Source organism: Pararhodobacter zhoushanensis, assembly GCF_003990445.1.
Lineage (GTDB): Bacteria > Pseudomonadota > Alphaproteobacteria > Rhodobacterales > Rhodobacteraceae > Pararhodobacter > Pararhodobacter zhoushanensis.
Genome location: NZ_REEZ01000008.1, coordinates 38,027 through 60,771, shown reverse-complemented (window position 1 = coordinate 60,771; position 22,745 = coordinate 38,027). Strand labels below are relative to the sequence as shown.

The 22,745-nt window shown below is 63.6% G+C and carries 19 protein-coding genes; 10 read left to right on the top strand and 9 right to left on the bottom strand.

What is annotated here, in order from left to right; translation table 11 throughout:
- Positions 1-4 precede the first annotated feature (4 nt).
- Entirely contained in the window at positions 5-2,245 is a 2,241-nt protein-coding gene (locus tag EAE28_RS16680; protein WP_164736679.1) for a TonB-dependent hemoglobin/transferrin/lactoferrin family receptor, read from the bottom strand.
- Between the two features lie 463 nt (positions 2,246-2,708).
- Entirely contained in the window at positions 2,709-3,134 is a 426-nt protein-coding gene (locus tag EAE28_RS16675) for a Fur family transcriptional regulator (RefSeq protein ID WP_127108327.1), read from the bottom strand.
- Positions 3,135-3,348: 214 nt separating this feature from the next.
- Here EAE28_RS16675 and EAE28_RS16670 point away from each other — a divergent pair, with 214 nt between their 5' ends.
- Genes EAE28_RS16670 through EAE28_RS16655 form a run of 4 tightly spaced genes read left to right on the top strand, consistent with a single transcriptional unit; the run spans position 3,349 to position 6,834 of the window.
- Positions 3,349-4,245, top strand: a complete 897-nt coding sequence (locus EAE28_RS16670) for a metal ABC transporter substrate-binding protein (protein ID WP_127108325.1) — start codon at positions 3,349-3,351, stop codon at positions 4,243-4,245.
- The gene (locus EAE28_RS16665) at positions 4,242-5,144 is read left to right on the top strand and encodes a manganese/iron ABC transporter ATP-binding protein (RefSeq protein ID WP_281279606.1); all 903 of its coding nucleotides are present in this window, start codon (positions 4,242-4,244) and stop codon (positions 5,142-5,144) included. Before EAE28_RS16670 ends, EAE28_RS16665 begins: the two co-directional genes overlap by 4 nt.
- Positions 5,141-6,004, top strand: a complete 864-nt coding sequence (locus tag EAE28_RS16660; RefSeq protein ID WP_127108323.1) for a metal ABC transporter permease — start codon at positions 5,141-5,143, stop codon at positions 6,002-6,004. The genes EAE28_RS16665 and EAE28_RS16660 overlap by 4 nt, the downstream gene beginning before the upstream one ends.
- Positions 6,001-6,834 (top strand): metal ABC transporter permease, encoded by an 834-nt coding sequence (locus tag EAE28_RS16655; protein ID WP_127108321.1) that lies wholly within the window; start codon positions 6,001-6,003, stop codon positions 6,832-6,834. Before EAE28_RS16660 ends, EAE28_RS16655 begins: the two co-directional genes overlap by 4 nt.
- A 126-nt stretch (positions 6,835-6,960) precedes the next feature.
- Here EAE28_RS16655 and EAE28_RS16650 read toward each other — a convergent pair whose 3' ends face one another.
- The 6 genes from EAE28_RS16650 to EAE28_RS16625 all read right to left on the bottom strand — a co-directional run bounded on the left by EAE28_RS16650 (position 6,961) and on the right by EAE28_RS16625 (position 13,458).
- Entirely contained in the window at positions 6,961-8,247 is a 1,287-nt protein-coding gene (locus EAE28_RS16650; RefSeq protein ID WP_127108319.1) for a M20 metallopeptidase family protein, read from the bottom strand.
- A gap of 15 nt (positions 8,248-8,262) precedes the next feature.
- The gene (locus EAE28_RS16645) at positions 8,263-9,555 is read right to left on the bottom strand and encodes a TRAP transporter large permease (RefSeq protein WP_127108317.1); all 1,293 of its coding nucleotides are present in this window, start codon (positions 9,553-9,555) and stop codon (positions 8,263-8,265) included.
- 64 nt (positions 9,556-9,619) lie between these two features.
- Positions 9,620-10,096 (bottom strand): TRAP transporter small permease, encoded by a 477-nt coding sequence (locus EAE28_RS16640; protein WP_127108315.1) that lies wholly within the window; start codon positions 10,094-10,096, stop codon positions 9,620-9,622.
- Entirely contained in the window at positions 10,096-11,112 is a 1,017-nt protein-coding gene (locus EAE28_RS16635) for a TRAP transporter substrate-binding protein (protein WP_127108313.1), read from the bottom strand. The genes EAE28_RS16640 and EAE28_RS16635 overlap by 1 nt, the downstream gene beginning before the upstream one ends.
- A gap of 44 nt (positions 11,113-11,156) precedes the next feature.
- Positions 11,157-12,548 carry an aminotransferase family protein gene (locus tag EAE28_RS16630; protein WP_127108311.1) on the bottom strand — a complete coding sequence of 464 codons (1,392 nt, stop codon included), beginning with the start codon at positions 12,546-12,548 and terminating at the stop codon, positions 11,157-11,159.
- 175 nt (positions 12,549-12,723) lie between these two features.
- Positions 12,724-13,458 (bottom strand): TetR/AcrR family transcriptional regulator, encoded by a 735-nt coding sequence (locus tag EAE28_RS16625; RefSeq protein ID WP_127108309.1) that lies wholly within the window; start codon positions 13,456-13,458, stop codon positions 12,724-12,726.
- A 257-nt stretch (positions 13,459-13,715) separates the two neighbouring features.
- On the opposite strand from EAE28_RS16625, the gene EAE28_RS16620 reads away from it, so the two are divergent.
- Both EAE28_RS16620 and EAE28_RS16615 read left to right on the top strand, forming a co-directional pair.
- A complete protein-coding gene (locus EAE28_RS16620) occupies positions 13,716-15,707 on the top strand; it encodes an acetoacetate--CoA ligase (protein WP_220443957.1) in 1,992 nt (663 codons plus the stop codon).
- A 677-nt stretch (positions 15,708-16,384) separates the two neighbouring features.
- Positions 16,385-17,362 carry a hypothetical protein gene (locus EAE28_RS16615; protein WP_246022406.1) on the top strand — a complete coding sequence of 326 codons (978 nt, stop codon included), beginning with the start codon at positions 16,385-16,387 and terminating at the stop codon, positions 17,360-17,362.
- Positions 17,363-17,523: 161 nt separating this feature from the next.
- Here EAE28_RS16615 and EAE28_RS16610 read toward each other — a convergent pair whose 3' ends face one another.
- Positions 17,524-18,210 (bottom strand): hypothetical protein, encoded by a 687-nt coding sequence (locus EAE28_RS16610; protein WP_127108305.1) that lies wholly within the window; start codon positions 18,208-18,210, stop codon positions 17,524-17,526.
- Between the two features lie 343 nt (positions 18,211-18,553).
- On the opposite strand from EAE28_RS16610, the gene EAE28_RS16605 reads away from it, so the two are divergent.
- From EAE28_RS16605 to EAE28_RS16590, 4 genes are read left to right on the top strand one after another with little or no spacing between them, the layout of a single operon-like run.
- On the top strand, positions 18,554-19,639 hold the full coding sequence (locus tag EAE28_RS16605; protein ID WP_127108303.1) for a LacI family DNA-binding transcriptional regulator: 1,086 nt from the start codon (positions 18,554-18,556) through the stop codon (positions 19,637-19,639).
- A gap of 43 nt (positions 19,640-19,682) precedes the next feature.
- Positions 19,683-20,558 (top strand): carbohydrate ABC transporter permease, encoded by an 876-nt coding sequence (locus tag EAE28_RS16600; RefSeq protein WP_127108301.1) that lies wholly within the window; start codon positions 19,683-19,685, stop codon positions 20,556-20,558.
- A complete protein-coding gene (locus tag EAE28_RS16595; RefSeq protein ID WP_127108299.1) occupies positions 20,548-21,381 on the top strand; it encodes a carbohydrate ABC transporter permease in 834 nt (277 codons plus the stop codon). Before EAE28_RS16600 ends, EAE28_RS16595 begins: the two co-directional genes overlap by 11 nt.
- Before the next feature lie 25 nt (positions 21,382-21,406).
- Positions 21,407-22,699 (top strand): ABC transporter substrate-binding protein, encoded by a 1,293-nt coding sequence (locus tag EAE28_RS16590; RefSeq protein ID WP_127108297.1) that lies wholly within the window; start codon positions 21,407-21,409, stop codon positions 22,697-22,699.
- The last annotated feature ends 46 nt before the right edge of the window (positions 22,700-22,745 follow it).

Sequence of the window (22,745 nt, the reverse complement as noted above, 5' to 3'; positions counted from 1 at the left end):
CGCGTCAGAACCGCGCCTGAAGCGCGACGGTGATCTCGCGACCTGAACCGAGGCGCAGGTCGAGAGGGTTCTGCCGCGCAACCGCCTCGGTGGGAGAGGTCGTGACGCCGATTGCAGAATCGGTGAAATAGGCCCGATCAAAGAGGTTGGTCACGCCGATGCTGAGCACGGCTGTCTCGGTCAGTTCGTAGCGGGCAAAGAGATCAACCAACCCGTAGCCTGCCGGTCGGAACCCGGTATCGGAGGCGGTTTCCGTGACCCCATCCGCGAAGCGCAGGTAGCTGTCCATCGACCAGCGGCTTCCCGCGGGCTGCCAGTTGAGGCCAACGACGCCGCTGAGTTCACGCAGATCGGCACGGGTTTCGGCGCTGGCGGGTGTCACGCGATCCACGCCGCGCTGCCAGTTCAGCGAGCCGTTCAGCGTCCATTCAGTGTTCAGCCGGTACTCGCCCGCAAACTCGATACCCCAGACTTCGCGTTCGGAAATGTTGCGATAGGTGTAATCATTCGTGCCGGGCGGGTTGTAGAATGACTGAATGAAGTCCGAATAATCCGCATGGTACGCGCTGACCGACAGGTAGCCCCAGCCAGCCTCGGCCCGCGCGCCGATTTCGACGTTGAGCACGTGCTCGGGCAGCAGGTCCGGTGCCGGGACAAGGTCAAAGAACGTCCCCGGCAGCGAGGTATAGAGTTGCTGCGCGGTTGGCATCTTGAAGCCCTGGCCGATGTTGCTCCACAGTGTCCATGTTGGCGAAATCTCCCAGCGCGCGCCCAGACTTCCCAGCAGTTCAGCACTGCGACGGGCCACGGGTTCGGACCCGGGCACCACGGCGTAATCGGCATTCGGGCGCGGGCTGATCCGGTAGGTTGCATAGCGCAGGCCCGGCGTCAGTTCGAACCGGCCACCGGCAAGGCTGATGCGGTCCTGCACATAGATATCGGCACGCGTCGTCGTGGAGTTGGCAAAGTTGAAGCCGCCCGCAAAGGTGGTTACGTCCGACCCGGTGGTCCGGTTCCAGACGCGGCTGGCGCGGTAGTAATCGGTTTCGGTCACGTCGCCATCAAAGCCGAACGTCAGCTCGTGCTCGGCCCCGCCCAGGCTGAAGCTGCGCACGCCCTGTATGTCGAGCTCGGTGAAGGCCTCGTCATAATCGAGCCAGTCCTCGGTCTGGACAAGCTCGCCCGTCCCCGTGACATGGCGCCGGGCACGATAGGTGGAATATCCGCCCGGCGCATACGACAGGGTTGTGGTCAATGAATCGACGACGCCGCTTTCGGGCGTCCATTCATGGCTCAACGCATAGCGCTGACGGCGCAGGTCCTGCTGACGTTCGTCGACCTGAACAGTGTCGGTTGAGCCCGTGACAAGGCCGAGGTTCTGGTTGAAGGCAACCGTGGTCACCCTGCGCATCAGATCAGCGGTGAAATCGAAACTGTGCTCGGTGGTAGGCGTCCAGTGCAACCGGACGAGGCCGCGCTGGGTTTCGATATCGGTCGGGTCGAACTGGTTGCAGGGGGTAGCACCGGCGGCGAGATCGCGCGGACAGCCGCCCCAGATGTCGCTGTAAAGTCCGCCATTGGCCGAAGCCGTCGATGTTTCAGGTTCGTTTGCGGCCAGAGTCGACGCGCCAACCAACAGCGTCAGCGAGTCGGACAGGCGTTGCGCGAAGGTGATCGAGGCGGTGCGCGTATGGGTATGGCTGTCGTAGCCCGTTCGGGTTTCACCACCACGGTCCCGGCCGTTCAACACGTCCTCGGCGGTGATGGTTTGCAGCGCAACAACGCCGCCAAGCGCATCTGACCCCCAGACCACCGAGGCGGGGCCACGCACCACTTCGGCCTGCCGGATAAAGCTGAAATCGAGGTAGTCGCGCGTACCGTCGGCGATGCGTTCCGGCAGGCGTGAGCCATCAATCAGCGTCAACACCCTGTTGCCGCCGACCCCGCGCATGTTGAAGCCATCGAAATCGTTGAAAGGCTGCGCCGCGTTGATCTGGCGGTTGACCGTGAGCCCCGGCACGTAGCGCGTCAGCTGCTGCATGTCGGTCACACCCTGTTCGTGAAGATCCTCACCCTCAATCACCGTTACGGTTGCGGGGACTTCCAACACAGGACGCGGCAGGCGGCTGGTGAAATAGGTGATCCGACCAAGCCATTGCGGCGCTGTGGTCGATGCGTTCTGTTGCGCCTGAACCGGGGCGGGTGCCAGCGCCGCGCACAGCGCCAGGCCTCCGACGGTGGCCAACAAGCGCGCACACTGTTGGGATGACCGCGCACCGGGCGCGGTCGGATGGTGAGATGTCATAAGTGTTATCCTGCCGCGACGGGCGGTTTCTGAGACGCTGGCAGGTCGCTGGCGAGGTGAACAACGAGGTGCGCGGACCCTGAAAATGCGGGCGCATTACCGGGCGGGCCGCGAGAGCCTCGAAACGGGTCTATGTTGGTCGGGGATCTGGCCGCTGGGGGATGCGATGGTCCCCGCCCGCTGGATGCGCTTTACCTGACAATTATAGTCACCTTTAGCAAGCGGTATTCCGCCCGCCAGCGCCCGACCCCCGCACTTGTTGCCGATCAGCAACGGATAAGCGGCATCGGTCTGGTCGGACGCTCGCCTGTTCGGCAATAGAGATCGCAGATGTCAGCGCCCCGTTGTCCGGGCGCTAACATCTGCAGCGCATTGAAAATCAAGGCACCGTGACGCTAGCGCTTTAGCGCTTTTTGCGGAGTCTGACGTAGAGTTCCAGTTTGTGGCTGACGATCTCGAACCCGTATTTCTGCGCGATTTCTTCCTGCAGCCGCTCGATCTCGTCCGAGCGGAATTCGATGACTTCGCCGGTGTCCACATTGATCAGATGGTCATGATGCTCGTCGGGCGCAGGCTCGTAGCGCAGGCGTCCGTCGTCGAAGATATGGCGCTCGATCAGGCCCAGGTCAGCGAGTTTGTTCATCGTGCGGTAGACCGTCGCGATATTTACACCGGGTTCGCGCTCGCCAACCCTGCGGTGCAGTTCCTCGACGTTCGGGTGGTCATCGGCGGCGTCCAGAACTTGCAGAATGACCCGCCGTTGCCCGGTAATGCGCAGCCCGCGTTGCCGGCAAAGGTCGATCAGGGGCTCGTGCTTTGGCTTGGTCATCGGGCGTCCGCTCTGGCTGAAGTCGCGTCAGCCAGAGATCGGAGCGGGCCGATCTGGCTGAAGGAACCCTGTAGCACGAAGATTTTCCGCGGTCATCCGTCTTGGGCCCCGAGATGCCGATGCCTCTTGCAGTTGCAATGCACTTGCAAGAAACGGCGGACCTGCTATTCATACTTGCGACTCATTTGCATCTGGATGCTGAAAAGGACGCTTCATGACATTGACGATAGCACGCCTGATGGCGGCGGCAGGGGCCAGCACGTTCATGGTGAGTGCTGCGATGGCCGACGAGCACCGGATGAAGGTTGTCACGACCTTCACCGTTCTGGCCGACATGGCGCGGCAAGTGGCGGGTGATGCAGCCGATGTGGTGTCGATCACCAAGCCCGGCGCAGAGATCCACGGCTACGAACCGACCCCGCAGGATATCGTGCGCGCGCATGGCGCTGATCTGATCTTGTGGAACGGGTTGAATCTTGAGCTGTGGTTCGAGCAGTTCCTGACCAATCTGGGAGATGTGCCGTCGGTGACGCTGACCGAGGGGATAGATCCGATCCCGATCGCCGCAGGTTCCTACACCGGTATGCCCAACCCCCATGCGTGGATGGGTCTGGATAATTCGCTGATCTACATCGACAATATTGCCACTGCCTTCATCGAACACGACCCCGGAAACGCCGAGATCTACCGAGCAAATGCGGCGGCCTATCAGGCTGAGCTGCGCGCCACGCTTGAACCGCTGCGCCAGCAGATCGCGGCGATTGCACCGGAACAGCGCTGGCTGGTGACCTGCGAAGGGGCGTTCAGCTATCTGGCGCGGGATTTCGGCCTGCAAGAGCTGTACCTGTGGCCGATGAATGCCGATCAGATGGGCACCCCGCAGCAGGTGCGTGCCGTGATCGATGGTGTCCGCACGCATGACATTCCCGTGGTGTTCTGCGAGAGCACGGTCAACACGGCCCCGGCCGAGCAGGTCGCGCGCGAAACCGGCGCGCAGTACGGTGGGGTGCTCTATGTCGACAGCCTGTCGGAACCCGATGGCCCGGTGCCCACCTATCTCGACCTGCTCCGCGTCACCGCGCAGACCGTCGCGAACGGGCTGGTGCCATGACAGATGGTACCCAGCCGGAAGAATTGGCAGCGTCCGATGGCATGTCAGGCAGTGGTGGGATCACCGCCCAGGACGTGACGGTGACCTACCGCAACGGCCACACCGCCTTGCGGGACGCCTCGTTCGCCATCCCACGCGGCACCGTGACCGCTTTGGTCGGCGTGAATGGCGCGGGGAAATCCACGCTTTTCAAGGCGATCATGGGGTTTGTGCCCGTGGCACGCGGAGAGATCCGGCTGCTGGGGCTTGGCGTGAAGCAGGCGCTGAAACAGAACCTCGTCGCCTATGTGCCGCAGTCCGAGGAGGTCGACTGGTCCTTCCCGGTCCTGGTCGAGGACGTGGTGATGATGGGGCGCTTTGGCCATATGGGCTTTCTGCGCCGGCCCTCTCAGGTGGACCGCGACGCGGTCGAGGCTGCGCTGGGGCGGGTCAGCATGCTGGACTATCGGCACCGTCAGATCGGCGAATTGTCCGGCGGCCAGAAGAAGCGCGTGTTCCTTGCACGGGCGCTGGCGCAGGACGGGCAGGTGATCCTGCTGGACGAGCCGTTTACCGGCGTGGATGTAAAGACCGAGGAGCAGATCATCGCCCTGCTGCGTGCGATGCGCGACGAAGGGCGGGTGATGCTGGTCTCGACGCATAATTTGGGCACAGTGCCGGAATTCTGCGACCGTACTATTCTGGTCAAAGGCACGGTCTTGGCCTCGGGCCTCACCGAGACGACCTTTACCCGCAAGAACCTTGAAGCGACCTTCGGCGGTGTGCTGCGTCATTTCACCCTCGGCGGGACCGATCTGCATGACGATGCGGACACGCGCAAACTTTCGATCCTGACCGACGATGAGCGGCCCTTCGTCGCGTACGGGGACAAGATGATGATCGCCGAGGCGTCGAAATGAGCGCGCTACTCGAGCCCTTCAGCTATGGTTTCATGACCAATGCCATGGGTGTATCCGCGTTGGTCGGCGGGGTCTGTGCGTTTCTCTCGGCGTTTTTGATGCTCAAGGGCTGGTCGCTGATCGGCGACGCGCTGTCGCATGCTGTCGTGCCCGGCGTGGCCGGGGCTTACCTTCTGGGACTGCCGTTTGCGCTGGGGGCCTTTTTGTCGGGCGGGCTGGCGGCGGCGGCGATGCTGTTTCTGTCGGATCGCTCGGGGCTGAAGGTCGATGTGATCATCGGCATCATCTTCACCTCATTCTTCGGGTTGGGGTTGTTCATTGTATCGATCAATCCGATGTCGGTTTCGATCCAGACCATCACCATGGGCAATATTCTGGCGATCACCCCGACTGACACGGCGCAGCTGCTCCTCATCGGCGTCGTCTCGCTGGCGATCTTGCTGGCGAAATGGAAAGATCTGATGGTGGTCTTCTTCGACGAAAGCCACGCGCGGTCGATCGGCCTGCGACCCGGCTTGCTGAAGGCCGTGTTCTTCATGCTGCTTGCGGCCTGCGTGGTCGCGGCGATGCAGACGGTGGGGGCCTTTCTGGTCATCGCCATGGTGGTGACGCCCGGCGCGACGGCCTATCTGCTGTGCGACCGGTTCCCGCGACTGATCGCGACCTCGGTCGCCATCGGCACCGTGACCAGCTTTGTCGGTGCCTATGGCAGCTATTTCCTCAATGGCGCGACCGGCGGGATCATTGTCGTGTTACAGACGCTGATCTTCCTTGCGACATTCCTTTGGGCGCCCAAACACGGGCTTTTTGCCGCCCGGCGCAAGGCGGTGCAGGCCCTGCGGGCCGAGGTAGCGCCATGATCGACACGCTGCTCCTACCCTTTCAGTTCGGCTTCATGCAAAACGCCTTCTGGATCTCGCTGATCGTGTCGGTCCCCACCGCGCTGTTGTCATGCTTTCTGGTGCTCAAGGGATGGGCGCTGATGGGCGATGCCGTCAGCCATGCTGTCCTGCCGGGGATCGTGCTGGCCTATGTGCTGGGTTTTCCGCTGATCCTTGGCGCTTTCGGGGCAGGAATGATCACAGCCCTCGCCACGGGGTATCTGGCCGAGAACTCGCGCGTGAAGCAGGATACTGTCATGGGCGTGGTGTTCTCGGGCATGTTCGCACTGGGGGTCGTGCTGTATGTGTCGATCCACACCAATGTGCACCTCGACCACATCCTGTTCGGCAACATGCTGGGCGTCGGGGCCGAGGACCTGTGGACCGCAGGGATCCTGTCGGCCTGTGTCGCGGTGGCGCTGCTGCTCAAGTGGAAGGATCTGATGCTGCATGCCTTCGATCCGGCGCAGGCAAGGGCGTCGGGCCTGCCGGTCGGGCTGTTGCATTACGGCCTGCTGACCATCCTGTCACTCACCATTGTCGCGACGCTGTCAGCGACCGGGTTGGTGCTGGCAGTCGGGTTGCTGATCGCGCCGGGGGCCATAGCCTTTCTGCTGGTGCGCAGTTTCGGGCGGATGTTGGCAGTGTCGGTCGTCGTGTGTACCAGTTCGATGCTGATGGGCGCCTATGCGAGCTTTTTCCTCGACAGTGCTCCGGCGCCGACAATCATCCTGATCCTGACCGCGCTCTTCGTGATCGCGTTCTGTCGCCGGATTCTGCAGGTCAGGCGACGCTCGGCCCTTGGCTGACGTCAGGCCGCGGTGGCAAGCGCATGAGGGAAGGCGCCCTGTCACCCGTCGGATGAGCGACCCGTGGCAGATCGACCGGGTCACCCGCGCTGCATTGGCATCACAGATCGACGCCATGCGTCACTGTCAGCTGTTCTTCGCTGTGTCATGACCGAAGTCTACCGCCAGATTGACCATGGCTTTTAGCGCGGTCAGCAAGCCCTTTTCGTTGACCTGAAAGCTGGGCTCGTGGTGAAAGCCCGACACGGCGCTGTCGCCCTCATCCAGCCCGACGCCGACGGTAAAGAACATCAAGGGCGCGATCTGCGAGAAGTTCGAGACGTCATCGAGAAAGCAGTTCTCGACCGCGACCACCGGCTTGTCTGCCGGTGCCGCGCGGTCCAGCGACGGGCGCATGCGGCGGGTCAGGTCGGGGTCGTTGTGAACCAACGGCACACGCATGTACCAGTCCACCTCGGCGCTGCCACCGGCGGCTTCGGCGATGCCCTTGGCGATGGCTTCGACGCGTTGTTCCAGATAGGGGCCGGTCGTCGTGTCGGTGAAGCGCAGCGCGCCCTCCATCTCGGCCTCATCCGGGATCACGTTGAACTTGGTGCCGCCCTTGAAGATGCCGATCGAGAGAGTGACGGCATTCTCGTTCACATCCACATTCTTCGCCGGGATGCTTTGCAGCGCGGTCAGCACCTGCGCGCCGATCAACAGCGGATCGACCGTGCGCCACGGATAGGCACCGTGACCCCCGCGCCCGCGGATCTTGATGCGCATCAGGTTCATCGCATAGGTGCCGTCGCCCTCGTGCACGCGGATCTCGCCCGCGGTGCCGGGGCGTTCGTCCTGCAGGACGTGGAAGCAGAAGAACGCGTCGGGCTTGGGGTCGTCAAAGACGCCGTCGGCGACCAGCCGGGCAGCGCCGGACAGGCCCTGCCAATCCGGCGCGGGGCCTTCCTCGGCCGGTTGAAAGACCAGCATGACGCGGCCCTTGATCGCCGCCCGCTCGGCGACCAGAATTTCCGCCACCGCCATCTGCACCGCCGTATGCGCATCATGCCCGCAGGCGTGCATCACCGGCATGGTTTCCCCACCCCAGAGCGCAGTGGTGGTTGAGGCAAACTCAAGCCCCGTCGCCTCACGCACCGGGAGCGCGTCCATGTCGGCGCGCAGCGCGACGCAGGGACCGGGCTGCCCGCCCTCCAGAATACCGACCACCCCGGTCGAGCCCCCCAGCCCCCGGCGCACCTGATCAAAGCCGAGGTTCTCCAGATGATCCGCCACAATCCCGGCGGTGCGATGTTCCTGATTGCCCAGTTCGGGATTGGCGTGAAAATCCCGCCGCCATGCGATCATGCGCTCGAAGATCTCTTCGCTGCGCTGTGCAAGGCGCGCTTGAAGGGAAAGGTCGGTCTCGATTGTCATGGCGGCATTCCTTGCTTAACGGACCAGATAAAGGGCGATGGACGGGAAGATTATCAACAAGAGCAGGCGCACCAGATCCACCGCGATGAACGGCATCACGGCCCGGTAAATCCGCCCCAGAGAGATATGCCGGGCAATCGAGTTGATCACGAAGACATTCATCCCGATGGGCGGCGTGTTGACGCCCAGAGTCACCGTCATCACGAAGATCACCCCGAACCAGATCGGATCAAAGCCCAGCGACTGGATCACCGGAAACACGATGGGCAGCGTCAGCAGGGTGATCGCCAGCTCGTCCATAACCGCACCCAGCACCAGATAGCCCAGCAGGATCAGCGTCAGCACGCCGTAGGGGCCGACGGGTTGGTTGGCGAGCCAGCCGATCAGCGCGGTGGTGGTGCCGGTGACTGTCAGGAAATAGCCAAAGGTCAGCGCGCCGATCACGATGGTGAAGATCGCCGCACTCATCGCGAGCGCCTCGCCCAGACACTCAAGCGTGGCTTTCACCCCCAGCCGACCGCGCAGCGTGCCGATCAGCCACGCACCGAACGCGCCGATGCCGGCGGCTTCGGTGACGGTGAAGACCCCGCCATAAATGCCGCCGATGATCAGGCCGAACAGCAACGCGATGGCCCAGACGCGGCTCAGGCTGATCAGCTTTTCGCTCCAGCTGCTGGACCCGGCAACGGGCATGCTGGCGGGGCGGAAAAAGCCGATGATCAGAATGGCCGAGGCATAGCAGGCCAGCCCCAGCAGGCCCGGCAGGATGCCTGCAATGAACAGATCGGCGACGTTCTGCTGGGTGATGAAGCCATAAAGCGCCAGCACCGCCGAGGGCGGGATCATGATCCCCAGCGTCCCGCCTGCCGCGATCACCCCCGCCGAGAGCGCGCCGTCATAGCCGTTGCGCTCCATCTCGGGCAGGGCGACGCGGGTCATGGTGGCCGCCGTCGCCATGGACGAGCCGTTCACCGCCGCAAATCCGGCCGAGGCCACCAGCGCCGAGAACGCCATGCCCCCGCGGAACCGGCCCAGCCACGCCTGACTGGCGCGGAACATCTCAAGGCTGAGATCGCTCTTCGCCGCGAAAGTGCCCATCAGGATGAACATCGGGATGATCGAGAATTCATAGGCCGTCAGCGCGTTGAAAGCGACCTGACTGACCATGCTGATGGCAGGGTCGATGCCGACCACCATCGAGAAACCCGTGATCCCGGCGATCGCCATGGCGATGCCGACCGGCACACGGATCAGCAGCAGGACCACCAGAAGGGCGAACCCTATGAGGGCAATAACTGTAAGAGACATCGTCCATTCCTTGGCGAGGCTGCCCGGCCGCCCAGTCGGGCGGCGCGGTTGATCGCAGGGGGTGTCAGGCGGCGCCGCGCGTGTAACCGCCATTCCGCACAAGGCGGATGCTGGCGAAGACCACGAAGCAGGCCAGCGCGATCCCCAGTGTCATGGCCGCGTGAAAGCCCCAGATCGGGATGCTCAGCTCGGCCGTGGACAGGTTCGACAGCATGTTGCGATAGGCGCGCTGTGCCATGGCGAGGGTGAGCACCAACAAAAACCCCCCGGTGATCACCCGCGCCACGATATCCATCACCCGGCGGCCGCGTGGACCCATCAGGGTCCACAGGCCGTCGATGGTGATGTGTTCGCTGCGGTGGGTGGTCACGGCGATCCCCCAGGCCAGCGCCAGTCCCTGCGCCATGCGCGTCAGGTCGAACGAGTCCATTAACGCACTGTTAAAGCCGAAGCGCATGACCACATTGGCAAAGGTGATCAGCGTCACGACCCCGAGCATCAGGCTTGCCGCCAGCTCGATGGCGCGCAGGAACCGGTCCATCACTGCGCCGCTGCTGCCGCGTCGACCGCCGCGTCAAGGCTGGCGCGGATCTCTTGCGGGTCAAGGCCTTGGGCGACCATGGCGGCAGCCCAGCGGTCATACGAAGGTTGCGCCGCCTCGTGCCATGCGGCCAGCTCTTCGGGCGTCGATTCGTGGATCGTGTGGCCCATATCGGCGAGCACCTGACGGCCGTTGTTCTCGAACTCGACCCAGCTTGCGCCGACGCCAACCGCCCATTCCGAGGTACAGACGCTGTCCACGGCGGCGCGCATTTCGGGTGACAGGCCCTCGTACCGCGCCTTGTTCATCACGATACCCGCGCCGACGTAATAGAGCGTATCGGCGATGTGATAGGGCACCGCGTCCGAGATGCCGAAGAAATCGATCGAGCCCCAGGGGAAGGTGATCGCATTCGCCACGCCGCGCTCGATGGCCTGACGGGCCTCGGTCGCGGGCACCTGCACCGCCGAGCCGCCGAGATCGGCGATGAAGCGGGCCATGGACCCGCTGGCCGGACGAACCTGCAGCCCGGCAACGTCCGACGGCAGGGTGATCGGCTGGGCCGAATGCAGCGCGCCGGGCGCACCGACATGGGCCAGACAGAAATGCACGTCCGACATTTCCTGACCGGCATAGGCGGCATACCAGGTGTTCACTGCGACCGAGGCCACATCGCGCGGCACTTCCAGCGAGAACGGCAGGTCGATCAGATCGGCAATCGGAAACGCGCCGGGCGTGTAGCCGAAGTTGACCCAGGCGAGGTCGACGATCCCGTCGCGCACCATCGCGTAATGGTCGGCGGGCGCGCCCATCTGACCGGCAGGGAACACCTGAAGCGTCAGTTCGCCGCCCGAAGCCTCATCCAGCGCCGCACCCCAAGCGTTGACGTCATTGTCGAAATAGTGGCCCGGCGGCAGAAAGTGCGAGAAGCGCAGGGTATCGGCGAGCGCGGGCGCGGCGGCGCTGACAATCATGCCAGCGGCGGCCAGCGCGGTGAACGAGACGGACAGTTGCATTTCTTGTTCCCTTGTTGGTTCGTTGTTGTGGTTTTTTAGCCAGTTCAGCCGAGGGCCTCGGCCTTGAAAGCCGCCAGAACCTCGGTCAGAAGGTCCATCATTTCATCGAGTTGTGCTTCGCTCATGATCAGGGGCGGGGTGATCATCAGCCATTCGCCATAGCGCCCCCCCGCCGTGCTGCGCGAATAAAGCAAGAGCCCGCGCTCAAGCCCCAGCTCGACAATCCGCGAGATCGCCTTGGCTGTCGGCGGGAAGGAGGTCTTGCTTGCCTTGTCCGCCACGATCTCGATGGCGCGCAGCAGGCCGATCCCGCGCACGTCGCCAACGATGGGTGAAGACTCCATCAGCGTGGCCAGCCGGTCGCCCAGCAGCACGCCCAGGCGCTCGGCATTGCCGATCAGATCCTGCTCGACCACTTCGCGCAGCACCGCGTCACCGACCGCGCAAGAGAGCGGGTTTGCGCTGTAGGTATGACCGTGCAGAAAGCCGCCGTTCTCGACCACCGTCTGCACCATCTCACGCGACGCAAGCACCATGCCCATCGGTGTGTAGCCAGCGGCCACACCTTTGGCCAAGGTCACCATATCGGAGCGCGCGTCGGGCCAGTGCTCGGCGGCCAGAAAGCGCCCGGTGCGGCCCGCGCCGCTCATCACCTCGTCAAAGATCAGCAAGACGCCGTGGCGGGTGCAGATGTCGCGCACGGCGGTGTAATAGGCGTCCGGGGCGACCAGCGCGCCGGTTGCCAGCCCGCCGACCGGCTCCATGATGAAGGCGAGCACGCTGTCAGGGCCTTCGTCCAGGATCGCATCCTCAAGCGCCTGCGCGCAGTCGCGGGCATGGGCGTCGGCGTCGATATTGCCGGGGGTGCGATAGGTGAAGGGCGCGGGAACGCGGGGCATGATCCGCATGACCGGCTCATACAGCGCGTCGGTTTCGGGGTCGCCGGTGACCGACACCGCGCCCAGTGTTGCGCCATGATAGCCGGGGTTGCGCGCCAGCACCTTCCAGCGGCTTTTTTCACCGCGCGCCACGGCGTATTGCCGCGCCAGTTTCATCGCGGCTTCCGTGGCCTCGGACCCGCCCGAGACCACAAAGACCCGCTCGAACCCCGGCCCGGCCAGCCCCGCCACCCGCTCGGCCAGCGCGATATTCGCCGTGTTCTCGAACAGCGCGCGCGAGGCGTAGCAGACCTTCGCGGCCTGCGCGTTCATCGCCGCCAGAACCTTCGCGTTGCCGTGGCCAATGTTGCTGACCACCGGCCCCGAGGTCGCGTCGAGATAGCGTTTGCCGTCGGTGTCCCACATGTAGATCCCCTCGGCATGCGAGATCGTCGGGCGGCGGGGCGCGTCCAGCGGCGTGTAGAACACCTGAATCGGGCCGCCGCGCTCGGCGAAGGGGCTCTCGGTCGCGATCGTGGGTTTATCCGGCGCGGTCATATCGTCTTCCTTGATGGTCTTGAGAGTGGTGCCCGGCAGGCGGGAATCACTTCTTGCTGTTCACCGTACAAGTACTCTTGTTCACCGATCAAGAGATTTATTGTACGGCGAACAAGAAAGGGCCGCGCCTCTTTTCAGAGGTGCGGCCCGGACGCGCGCCATGCCTGGAAAATAATCAGATTTGGGACGGATCCGGTGCCAAGGCAGCCTCAAGCCCGGTCACGAAAGCCTCGACATACATCGCAAACGCACCGTCCATCGGCTGCGCCGCGCCGTTCTGCCAGCGCAGGATAAAGGCCGACCCCAGCATCCGCGGTGCCATTTGCGCCAGATGCGGCTGCAGGTCGCGGTCAATGCGCTGCGGGACGTCTTTCAGATTGGCTTCAAAGTCTTCGGCATCGGGCGGCAGCATCGCGAATTCCTGCGTGGTGAAACCGACCATGCCCCCGATCACGGCGTTGTAGGCATTGATCAGCGCCTCATCGCGAAAACCTGCCTCGTGCAGCTTGGCCAGCGTCCCCTCGATCATATCCAGATCAATCGCGGCATTTGACACCAGATTGACCCCGATCAGCGGCGCAACATTCGGGTGCTTCGAGATTGCCGCGCGATACCGCCGGAACAATGCGCGCAGCCACTCCTGCCAGCCCAGCGAGAGATCCGGCACGACGTCTGCCAGCACGATGGTGATGATCTCGGCAATCAGGAAATGGCGGCTCGGCGTGTACCAGTAGATCGCAGTCGGATAGCATTCGAGCGTCTTGGCCAGATTGCGGATCGAGAAAGACTGCAATCCCTTGTCATCAATCAGCCGCAGCGCGGTTTCGACGATCTGCGCCTTGGAAAGCTCTGGCGCCGATTGCCCCGTCCCCTTGCCGCGCCGCTGCCCGGATGTGGTTTTCTTGGCCATGAGGACCCTTCATTTCAGCGGCCCTTCGGATCACGACGAACGGGAAAGAGCCAAAGACTTCATAAGACACATCGTGTTCTGACAGCAATCATGCATCTGCGCCGCTGTCCCAAGGGTATCGGCGCGCCTTGATGTGGACAGGCCGGCGCGATAATTGTACGATGTACAATAAAAGATCGCAGGCCATAGCGAAGGCTGGCCTTTTGGGCTATTGCCCGCTTAGTTTCTGACACGGCAGCACCATTCATGGGGGTTTTATGATGGTCTCGGAAGGGGATATTCTCTGGCAAGCTTCACCGGAACGGCGGGCGGCGTCGATGGTCGGGCAATTCATGCGCTTTGTCGGACAGGACGGCCCCGAGCTGACCGATTTCGCGGCGCTGCATCGCTGGTCGGTGAGCGAGCCTGCCGCCTTCTGGAAGGCGGTGAGCGACTTTTTCGAGGTCGAGATGGAAGGCCAGCTCGATCAGGTAATGACCGACGACCCCATGCCGCGCACCCGCTGGTTCACCGGCACCCGGCTGAACTATGCCGAGCAGATCCTGCGCAACGAGATGCGTGGCGATCCAGCCCGCGTCATGCTCCACCATTGCAGCGAAACGCGTCCGCTGGCCGCGATGTCCTGGACCGAGGTCGGCGCGGCGGTACGCAAACTGGCCACCCGCCTGCGCGCGATGGGCGTGCAAAAGGGCGACCGCGTCGTCGCCTATATGCCCAACATCCCCGAAACCGTGATCGCCATGCTCGCCTCGACCGCAATCGGCGCGACATGGGCCACCGCCGCGCCCGAATTCGGCCCGCAGACAGTGATCGACCGCTTCAGCCAGATCGAACCCAAGCTGGTCTTCGCGGTGAACGGCTATCGTTATGGCGGCAAGAATTTCGATCGCACCGGCGATCTGACCCGCATTCTGGCCGAGCTTCCGACCGCGACCTCGCTGGTCATGCTCGACTACCTGCCCGACGCGCCAAAAGCCCCGGCTTTCCACGGCGAAACGCTGATGTGGGACGATCTGTTCACCGGCGATGACGTGCCCGCCGATGCGTTCAAGTATGAGCGCGTCGCCTCGGATCATCCGCTGTGGACGTTGTTCTCGTCAGGCACCACAGGCCTGCCGAAACCCATCGTTCAGGGCCACCACGGCATCGTGCTGGAGCATCTCAAGAACGGCGCGTTCGGCTTTGATATGGCACCGGGGGATACGTATTTTTGCTATTCCACCACCGGCTGGATGGTCTGGAACACGCTGATGACCGGCCCGTTGCTGAACGGCAAGGTCACGCTCTATGACGGCCATCCGACCTACCCGGATGCCGGTGCGCTGTGGCAGATCATGCAGGACACGGGCGTCAGCCATTTCGGCGTCTCGCCCACGTTCATGCAACTGGTGCGCCAGCAGGGGATTGTCCCGGGCAAGGATTATGACCTGTCCAAGCTGACGACGATGTTCCTGACCGGCTCGCCCGCAACGCCCGAAATTCTGGCCTGGGTGCATGAGGCGGTGAAGCAGGATCTCTTCGCCACCTCGCAATCGGGCGGCACCGAGCTGTGTTCAGGCATTCTGGCCGGCTGTGTCCTGTTGCCTGTGCGCGCCGGCGAGATACAGGCACCCGCTCTGGGTTGCGATGCCTGTGCCTTTGACGAGGACGGGCGGCAGATCGTCGGTGAGGTCGGCGAGCTGGTGATCCGCAAACCGATGCCTTCGATGCCGCTGTGCTTCTGGGGCGATGTGGATTTCGCGCGCTATACCGACAGTTATTTCGACATGTATCCGGGGATCTGGCGGCATGGCGACCGCGTGCGGTTCAACGACCACGGCGGCAGCTATGTGTTAGGCCGGTCGGACGCGACGCTCAACCGCTTCGGCGTGCGCATCGGCTCGGCCGAGATTTATCGCACGATGGAGGGCATCAACGGTGTGGCCGACAGCCTGATCCTCTGCATCGAGGATGGTCAGGGCGGCTATTACATGCCACTCTTCGTGCAGATGCAGCCGGGTTTGGCGCTGGATGATGCCAAGAAAGCCGAGATCGTCAAGCGCCTGCGCTCGGAACGCAGCCCGCGTCACGTCCCCGACGAGATCGTCGCCGCCCCTGAGATCCCGACCACGCTGACCGGCAAGAAGATGGAAGTGCCGGTGCGCAAACTGCTGTTGGGCCAGCCGGTCGACAAGGTCGCAAGCCGCGACGCCACGAAGAACCCGGCAGCGCTGGACTGGTTTGCAGACTTCGCGGCGCGGCGGAGCTGACGGCGCGCAGCACTTTCTTGACGCCCAGTGATCCGGCCTCCCTTTCAAACAGGCGGGGCCGGTCAGACGCTCATTGTCAGGCGACGGCACCTGTCCGGGGGCAGGCGCGCAGTGCTTTGGTTGCGGCCGCAACGCGCAACGCGGTGCGGTCTACGGTATCGACGCTTGATCACGCGCGCGGACCTTCCGAGTCGGGGTCGATGCCGACCATCCAGACCGGCTCGATCCAGTGCGAGCGCTACATCGTCATCAACAGATCGGTTAGGACGTTTCCCGGCCCGGTAATGACTGCGCGTAGTTTCGACGCCGTGAGTGCCCCTTTTGGTGAACGGCGGATGGCAGGAGCGGATGCCCAGCACCCGCCCAACTCGGGGCGATGCAAGCAAGTGGGAACGCGATACTCTCATTATGTGAAAGTATGAAATGAACGTACACCGGACAAATCTTGCATTTGATCCTTGGGCTGGACAGGTTGGCAGCACGCTGACAACAGCGACGCTTCCGGGCGCTTTGCCCCGCGCCCGGGGCTGGACAGAAGGGAGAGCCGTGACCAAAGCGCCGAAAGACAAAGCGGTTAAGGCCCAGACCCTTTTGCGGGGGCTGGAAGTCGGCGAAACACTGGCGCGCTGTGTGCAATGTCGCCAACGACATCGGCGCAGCGATGGGCTTTGCCGCGTATGACTGACGATGAAGACGATCTGTGGTTTTTGCCCGGCCCCATGGCCGATGACGTCCCTCCCGGCGCGCCGCCGTTGCCGCGGGCAGACCGCCGCGCGCTGATCGATCCCGTTGCATGGCGCGCGGCGCAGGCTGCGCAGTCTGATGGATTGGCCCGGCTGGCCCTGACCTTTGGCGAGATGGACGCCCGTTTGCGCGCCGCCAGCGCTGGCCTGCGCCAACGGCTTGCACTGGCCGAAGCGGCGGATATGGCGTGGTGGGCGGGCGAGCGTTTCCCGGCCGAGCGTCTGGGTCTGTGGGTCGGGCTGCGGGTCGGCTCGACCGAGGATAGCGAAGGTGCGTTGGCGCGCGCGGGCTGGGCCGCACGCCGGTTGATGCAGGGGAATGCCCCGGTCATGGGGATGGGCGACTTTCTCAACCGCCCGTCTGAGGCTGTTTACGACCTGGCGGCCCTCTTGCCGGACATTGAAGACCTCCACCCGGTCACGCAATCGGCGATCCTGTTTCACGCCTGGCAACTGACCGGACCAGACCGGGGCCGCGATCTGGAAGCGGCGGTGCTGGCCGCGCGCCACGCGGCGGGGATGAGCCGACTGCCGGGGCAGGGGGCTTTGTTCGTCCCCTTGGCGATGAATGGTCCCGACAGTTTGCGCGCCCGGGGTACGCCCGAACAGCGACTGGCCCAATGGATCGCCGGGGCTGAACGCGCCACGCTGGCGGCGCTGTTGATGCTGGACCGGCTGGGGAACTGGCGTACGCGGGCCGATGGGGCGATTGCGGATCTGTCGGGGCGCGTACCGGGTTTGCTGGTGGAGGTGATGCAAAACTGGCCGCTGGTGCCAGCGCCGCTGGCCGAAGCTCAGACCGGGGCCTCGCGCGCTGCCGTACAGCGCAATCTTGACCGGCTATCAGAGCGGGGATTGATCCGCGAGGTAACCGGGCAAGGCCGGTTCAGGGTCTGGGCGGCGCGGATTTAGCGGCGGAGCAGCCATCTCCGGGCCTGTCGCTGAATAGGTTTTTCGCCCCGTGAGGGGCGAAAAAGAGGCGTTGGTCAGGTCAGGAAAACCAGCAAAAGCACGATCCAGAGCGGGACGCCAATCAGCCAGAGTAATAGAGCACCCATTGTTCGATCTCCTCCTCAGGTCCAGCGACCAAAGCGCGCAAAGACACGCTGGTCGTCACGGTGTTGCCCGCCCATTCCTGCGGCCCAATAGGCTCCGGCCCCGGCGATCAGCTGCGCGGCGGCAAGGATAAAGGCGGAAAGGATCGCGTATTTGCGGGCGGTTTCGGCGCGGGCGGCTGCGTCGGCGTCAAGCGTGGTGGCATCTACACCAGCCACAGTGGCGGTGCCTGCTGCCTCTTGGCCTGTGATCGTCTCGCCGACAGCGGCGACACTGGCTGACATATCCGATGCGGCATCAATCGTCGAACTGACCGAGCCGCTGAGAACCATCGCGCCCAGAAGAAGTGCGACGCCCCAGACGGCCAGTCCGTGCACGCCGTCGCGCACGCCGGTTTCGTCCGGGCTGGTGCCTTCGATCCGGCGACGCATCCGGCCGGCGATATAGCTGCCTGCCATCACGCTGGAAACCGTGGTCCAAACGATCCACGAACCGACAGCGATCAGCTTAGCCATGGCCGACCCGTCACCCTCATAAGGCGAGATCATCGTCAGTCCCAGGGCCAGTCCGAAGGTCGTGAAGACAAAGGCAACCCCCGACGCGACCACACCGCCGATCAGGATGGCTGGCCAGTCCACATAGCTGCGGTCCTGCGCAAGGCCGACCGGTGCTGCCGGGACAGATGTTACAGGTTGTTGTGTCATTGTTTCATCCTTTCAAGGGTTTGGGCTGTGCGTTTTTCAGCCCAGACCCAGAAACGACAGAATCGCCATCACGACGACCACAAGGCCCACGAGGTAAATGATACCGTGCATCTAAGCTCTCCTAGATAGGTTCTGATCCGAGCACCGGAGACGTAAGCGGTGGCGCTGGCTTGCTCCAAGGTAACGTCGCCGCGAGCAATAGGTTCCCGCTATAGATGTGCAGCCGTCGGAAATAGCGCGCCTCAACCAGCAAAATTCTGCGCCAAGAAAATGCTTGCGGGATCAGAAACGCCAAGTTAAACGTTTAACGTAAATCGTTTAACCGACGTCGAATCAGGACCTCATGCAAAAGAAACGCGCGACGATCAAAGATGTAGCCTCGCTGGCCGGGGTCTCGACGGCGACCGTTTCGCATGTCGTCAATGGCTCGAAACCGGTCAAGCAAACGGTGCATGACCGGGTTATCGCTGCGGCCCGGCAGCTGGACTATCAGGCTGACCGGGCGGCGTCGCAGTTGCGCTCGGGGCAGACCCGGGTGGTGGCCATTCTGGTTCCGGATCTTGACGATGCGTTCTTTACCTCGCTCGTGTCGCGGCTTGAGGTGATGGCAGGCAAGGACGGGTTTGACGTCATTGTTGCCAGTTCACGCGATGATCCAGCGGTCGAGCAATCGCGCCTGCGCGCGCTTCTGGGCTGGCGTCCGGCGGGGATGGTGGTTGTCCCGTGCACCGACAGCTTGCCGACCGTGCTGATCGAGGAATGCGGGCGCACGCCGGTAGTGCTGGCTGACCGCGTGGTGCCGGCAGGCGCACCGGCAGACACGGTGACCATTGATAACGCCGAAGCGGGTGAGATCGCGGCCCGTCATCTGGTGGCGATGGGGCATCGCGATGTCGTCATCGCTGCGTCCAATCTGGCGATAGCGCCGATCCGCGAACGCGAACGCGGCGCGCATGACTTCTTGCGGGGCGCGACCGGACGGGCTCCGGTCACGATTGAACTGGGCTCAAACAGCATCACCGGTGCCGAGCGTTTCGCCCATTGGCAAGAGCGACACGCGCGCCCGACCGCCGTTCTGGCCCTGACCAACGTGACCACGCTGGCGGTTTTGTCCGCGTTGGCGCAGGCGCGGGTGGATATTCCCGAGCAGGTCTCGGTCATCGGCTTCGATGACTATGCCTGGATGAGCGCGCGCAAGACCGCTTTGACTGCGATCCGCCAGCCGCTGGATCTGATGGCGCAATCGGTCTGGGACCGGTTGACGGCGCGCATGGGCGGCGAAACCGGCGCGCCGGTTGCGATCAGCCTGACCGCGTCCTTGCAGGTGCGTGATTCCGTTTTGGGATTGCCCGCTATCGGGGGCGGCGATGTGGCGACCCCCGGCTCTGATCCCCTCAACCCCGGCGAGAGCAAATCTGCCATTCACTGACGCCTTGTCGGGCGTCGCAGTCACACAGCGTTGGGAGGCGTGGGTGCGAACAAGAAAATTAACCGAACTGTTGCCGTTTGTCGCACCAGTTCACGTCCTGATCCTCAGTGTTATCGTGTTGCCGGCGCTTTATGTCGCGTGGCTGAGCCTGATGGAATCCAGCTTTGGGCAAGCGCCCAGCTTTGTCGGCTTCGATAATTTCATCCGGGTGTTGAGCGATCCCTCATTCCGCAGCGCGCTGTGGAATACCGTGGTGCTGGTGGTGGTTGCAGTGCATGTCGAGCTGTTGCTGGGCCTGTTGCTGGCGCTGCTGTTTGCCAGCGGCCTGCCGTTTCGCCGTGTGCTTCTGGTCTGCACGCTGGCACCCTACGCCGTCAGTGAAGTGATCGCCGTGGTCAGCTGGCGCTATCTGTTCGATCCACAGGCCGGGCCGGTCACGCAGCTCTTGCTGTCGCTGGGCCTGCCGGTGCTGGACTGGTCGTTCGAGCCCGTGCACGCAATGATCCTGATCGCCATGCTGACGATCTGGCTGCATCTGCCCTTTACCTTCATCATCCTTTACGCCGCACGGCTGGCCATTCCGGGCGATCTGTACGAAGCCGCGCGCATCGACGGCGCGCGACCGTGGCAGGCGTTCCGCCGGGTGACGCTGCCGATGCTGGGACCGGCGATCGTCGTCGCCCTGCTGTTTCGCTACATCTTTGCCTTCCGCATCTTTTCCGAGGTCTGGCTGCTGACCGGCGGTGGACCGGCGCGCACGACCGAGGTGGTCGCGGTCTATCTGTACCGCGAAGCCTTTACCTACAACGCCTTTGGCACGGCTGCGGCGACGGCGTGGATCATGGTGTTGGCGTCGCTGCTTCTGGCTCTTGGCTATGTTCTGGTGCTGCGCAAACAGGTGACCGGCAATGCGCATTGATCGTCTGTTTATCGGTCTGGGCAAGGCTGTGGCTGTGTGCATGCTGCTGCTGTGGTCGCTGGTGCCGATCGCCTTCGTGGTGATCTCGTCCTTCAAGCCGGGCAGAGAGATCTTTGCCGTCCCGCCACGCCACATCTTCACCCCGACGCTGGAGCATTACGCGGCGCTCTGGTCACGCTGGGGGGTGTTCTTTGACGGGCTCTTGAACAGCGCGATCATCACCGTCGGCGCGACCGTGCTGGCCGTCGTCGCCAGCACCTGCGCGGGGTATATCTATTCGCGCAATTCCAGCCGGTTCCTGAACGGCAGCGTGCTGTTCCTGATCGTCGTCCGCCTGATCCCGCCGATCGTCATTACGCTGCCGCTGTTCCCGATCGTCAACTTTCTGGGGATCAACGACACGCATGGCGTGCTGATGGTGCTCTACGCCACGTTCTTTGTCTCGCTGGGCACGGTGCTGATGCGCACCTTCATCGACCAGATCCCGCGGGAACTGGACGAGGCCGCACAGATCGACGGAGCAGGAAGGCTGACGATCCTGCGCCGGGTGATCGTGCCGCTGGCCTCGCCCGGAATCCTTGCGGTGGCGGTTTTCGTAGTCGTCTTCGCGTGGAACGAATTTCTGTTCGCCTTCATTTTTACCGGCACCAACGCCAAGACCGCGCCGCTGGTCATTTCGGAAATGATCGGCTCGATCGACGGGGTCGACTGGGGAATTCTGTTCGCCGCCTCAACCGTCCAGCTGGCGCCGGTGTTGCTGTTCGTCGTGTTCATGAACCGATTTCTGGTGGCCGGGCTTACCGCCGGCGCCACCAAGGGATGACTGATCGTCTGAAAGGGAGGAAACCATGAAAGACCTGAGAACCGGACTAACCCGTCGCCGTCTTCTGGGCACGGCTATCGGAGGGGCGGCGGCCATGGCCGCGTTCCCAAGCTGGGCGCAAGCGCGCACGCTCAATATCCTCAGCCACGCGGTGCATGAGCGCGTGCTGGGCACCGCCGAGGGCGATCTGCTGGCTGACTGGAAGGCTGCGAATGACGCCAGCCTCAGCTTCACCACCTTCGATTCGAACCCGTTGCAGGACCGGCTCTTCCGTGAGGCCAGCCTGCCCGAAACCGAGTATTCGGTGGGGTATCTGATCGACAACCGCCCGACCTCGGACATTGCGGCGCTGTTCGAGCCGCTCGGCCCGCTGAATGACGCCAATCCGATCGAGGATTTCGGTGACATCGCCCCCGGCTTGATTCAGGGCATGACGGTGGATGGCAATCTGATCGGCATCCCTGTGCGCCACGCCACGCAGGCCCTGTTCTACAACGAGGCGTTGCTGGAAGAAGCGGGCATTTCGGCCCCGCCGCAAACGCTGGAAGAGCTGGTAGAGCAAGCCAACCAACTGACCTTCACCTCTTCTGCCGGTACGCCGGTGACCGGCATGGTGCTGGCCAGCGACCTGGCGGTTTTCCCGGTGATGTTCGCCCGCGCCTTCGGCGGCGATTTCATCACGCATGACTTCCAGCTGGTGCCTGACCGCGCCGCGATGGAGCAGGGCCTGTCCGTCCTGCGCGGCCTGTTCGAGGCGGGCGCGCTGCCGCGCAGCTATGCCGCCACGCGCAACGACGACATGGTTACGTGGATGCAGCAGGGCCGCGCGGCCTTCACCGTGCTGCCCTTCGCCCGGTTCGCGCAGCTCAACAACCCCGAGCAGAGCAACTTCGCCGGTCGTATCAAGGCGATTCCCTTCCCCGGATCGTCAACGCTGCCCGCTGGCACGCCGATGTCGGCGGTGGTCGAAGCCTGGGCAATGGTCATTCCGCGCAACGCGACCGACAAGGAACTGGCGTGGTCCTATATCCGCGAAGTTTCCAGCAAGCGCGTGACGCTGGGCATGGCGCTGAACGGAAACGGCCCGGTGCGGGTGTCCAGCTATGCCGATCCTGCGCTGATGCAGGCCAATCCCGTGGCCGAGATCGAAGCCGGTGTGCTGGCCAATGCGCGCGGGGCCTTCCCGCCCTTCCCCGAAGCGGCGCGCGCGCAGGCAACGATGCTGGAAGAAGTTCAGCTTGCCGTGCTGGGTCGCAAGAGCGTGACCGACGCCGTCGGCGCGATCATCGACCGCGTTGGCCCGATGATGCCCGCCTGATCCTGCGGCGCCGGGCCTCAGCAGGTCCGGCGCACCCCCCCCACTT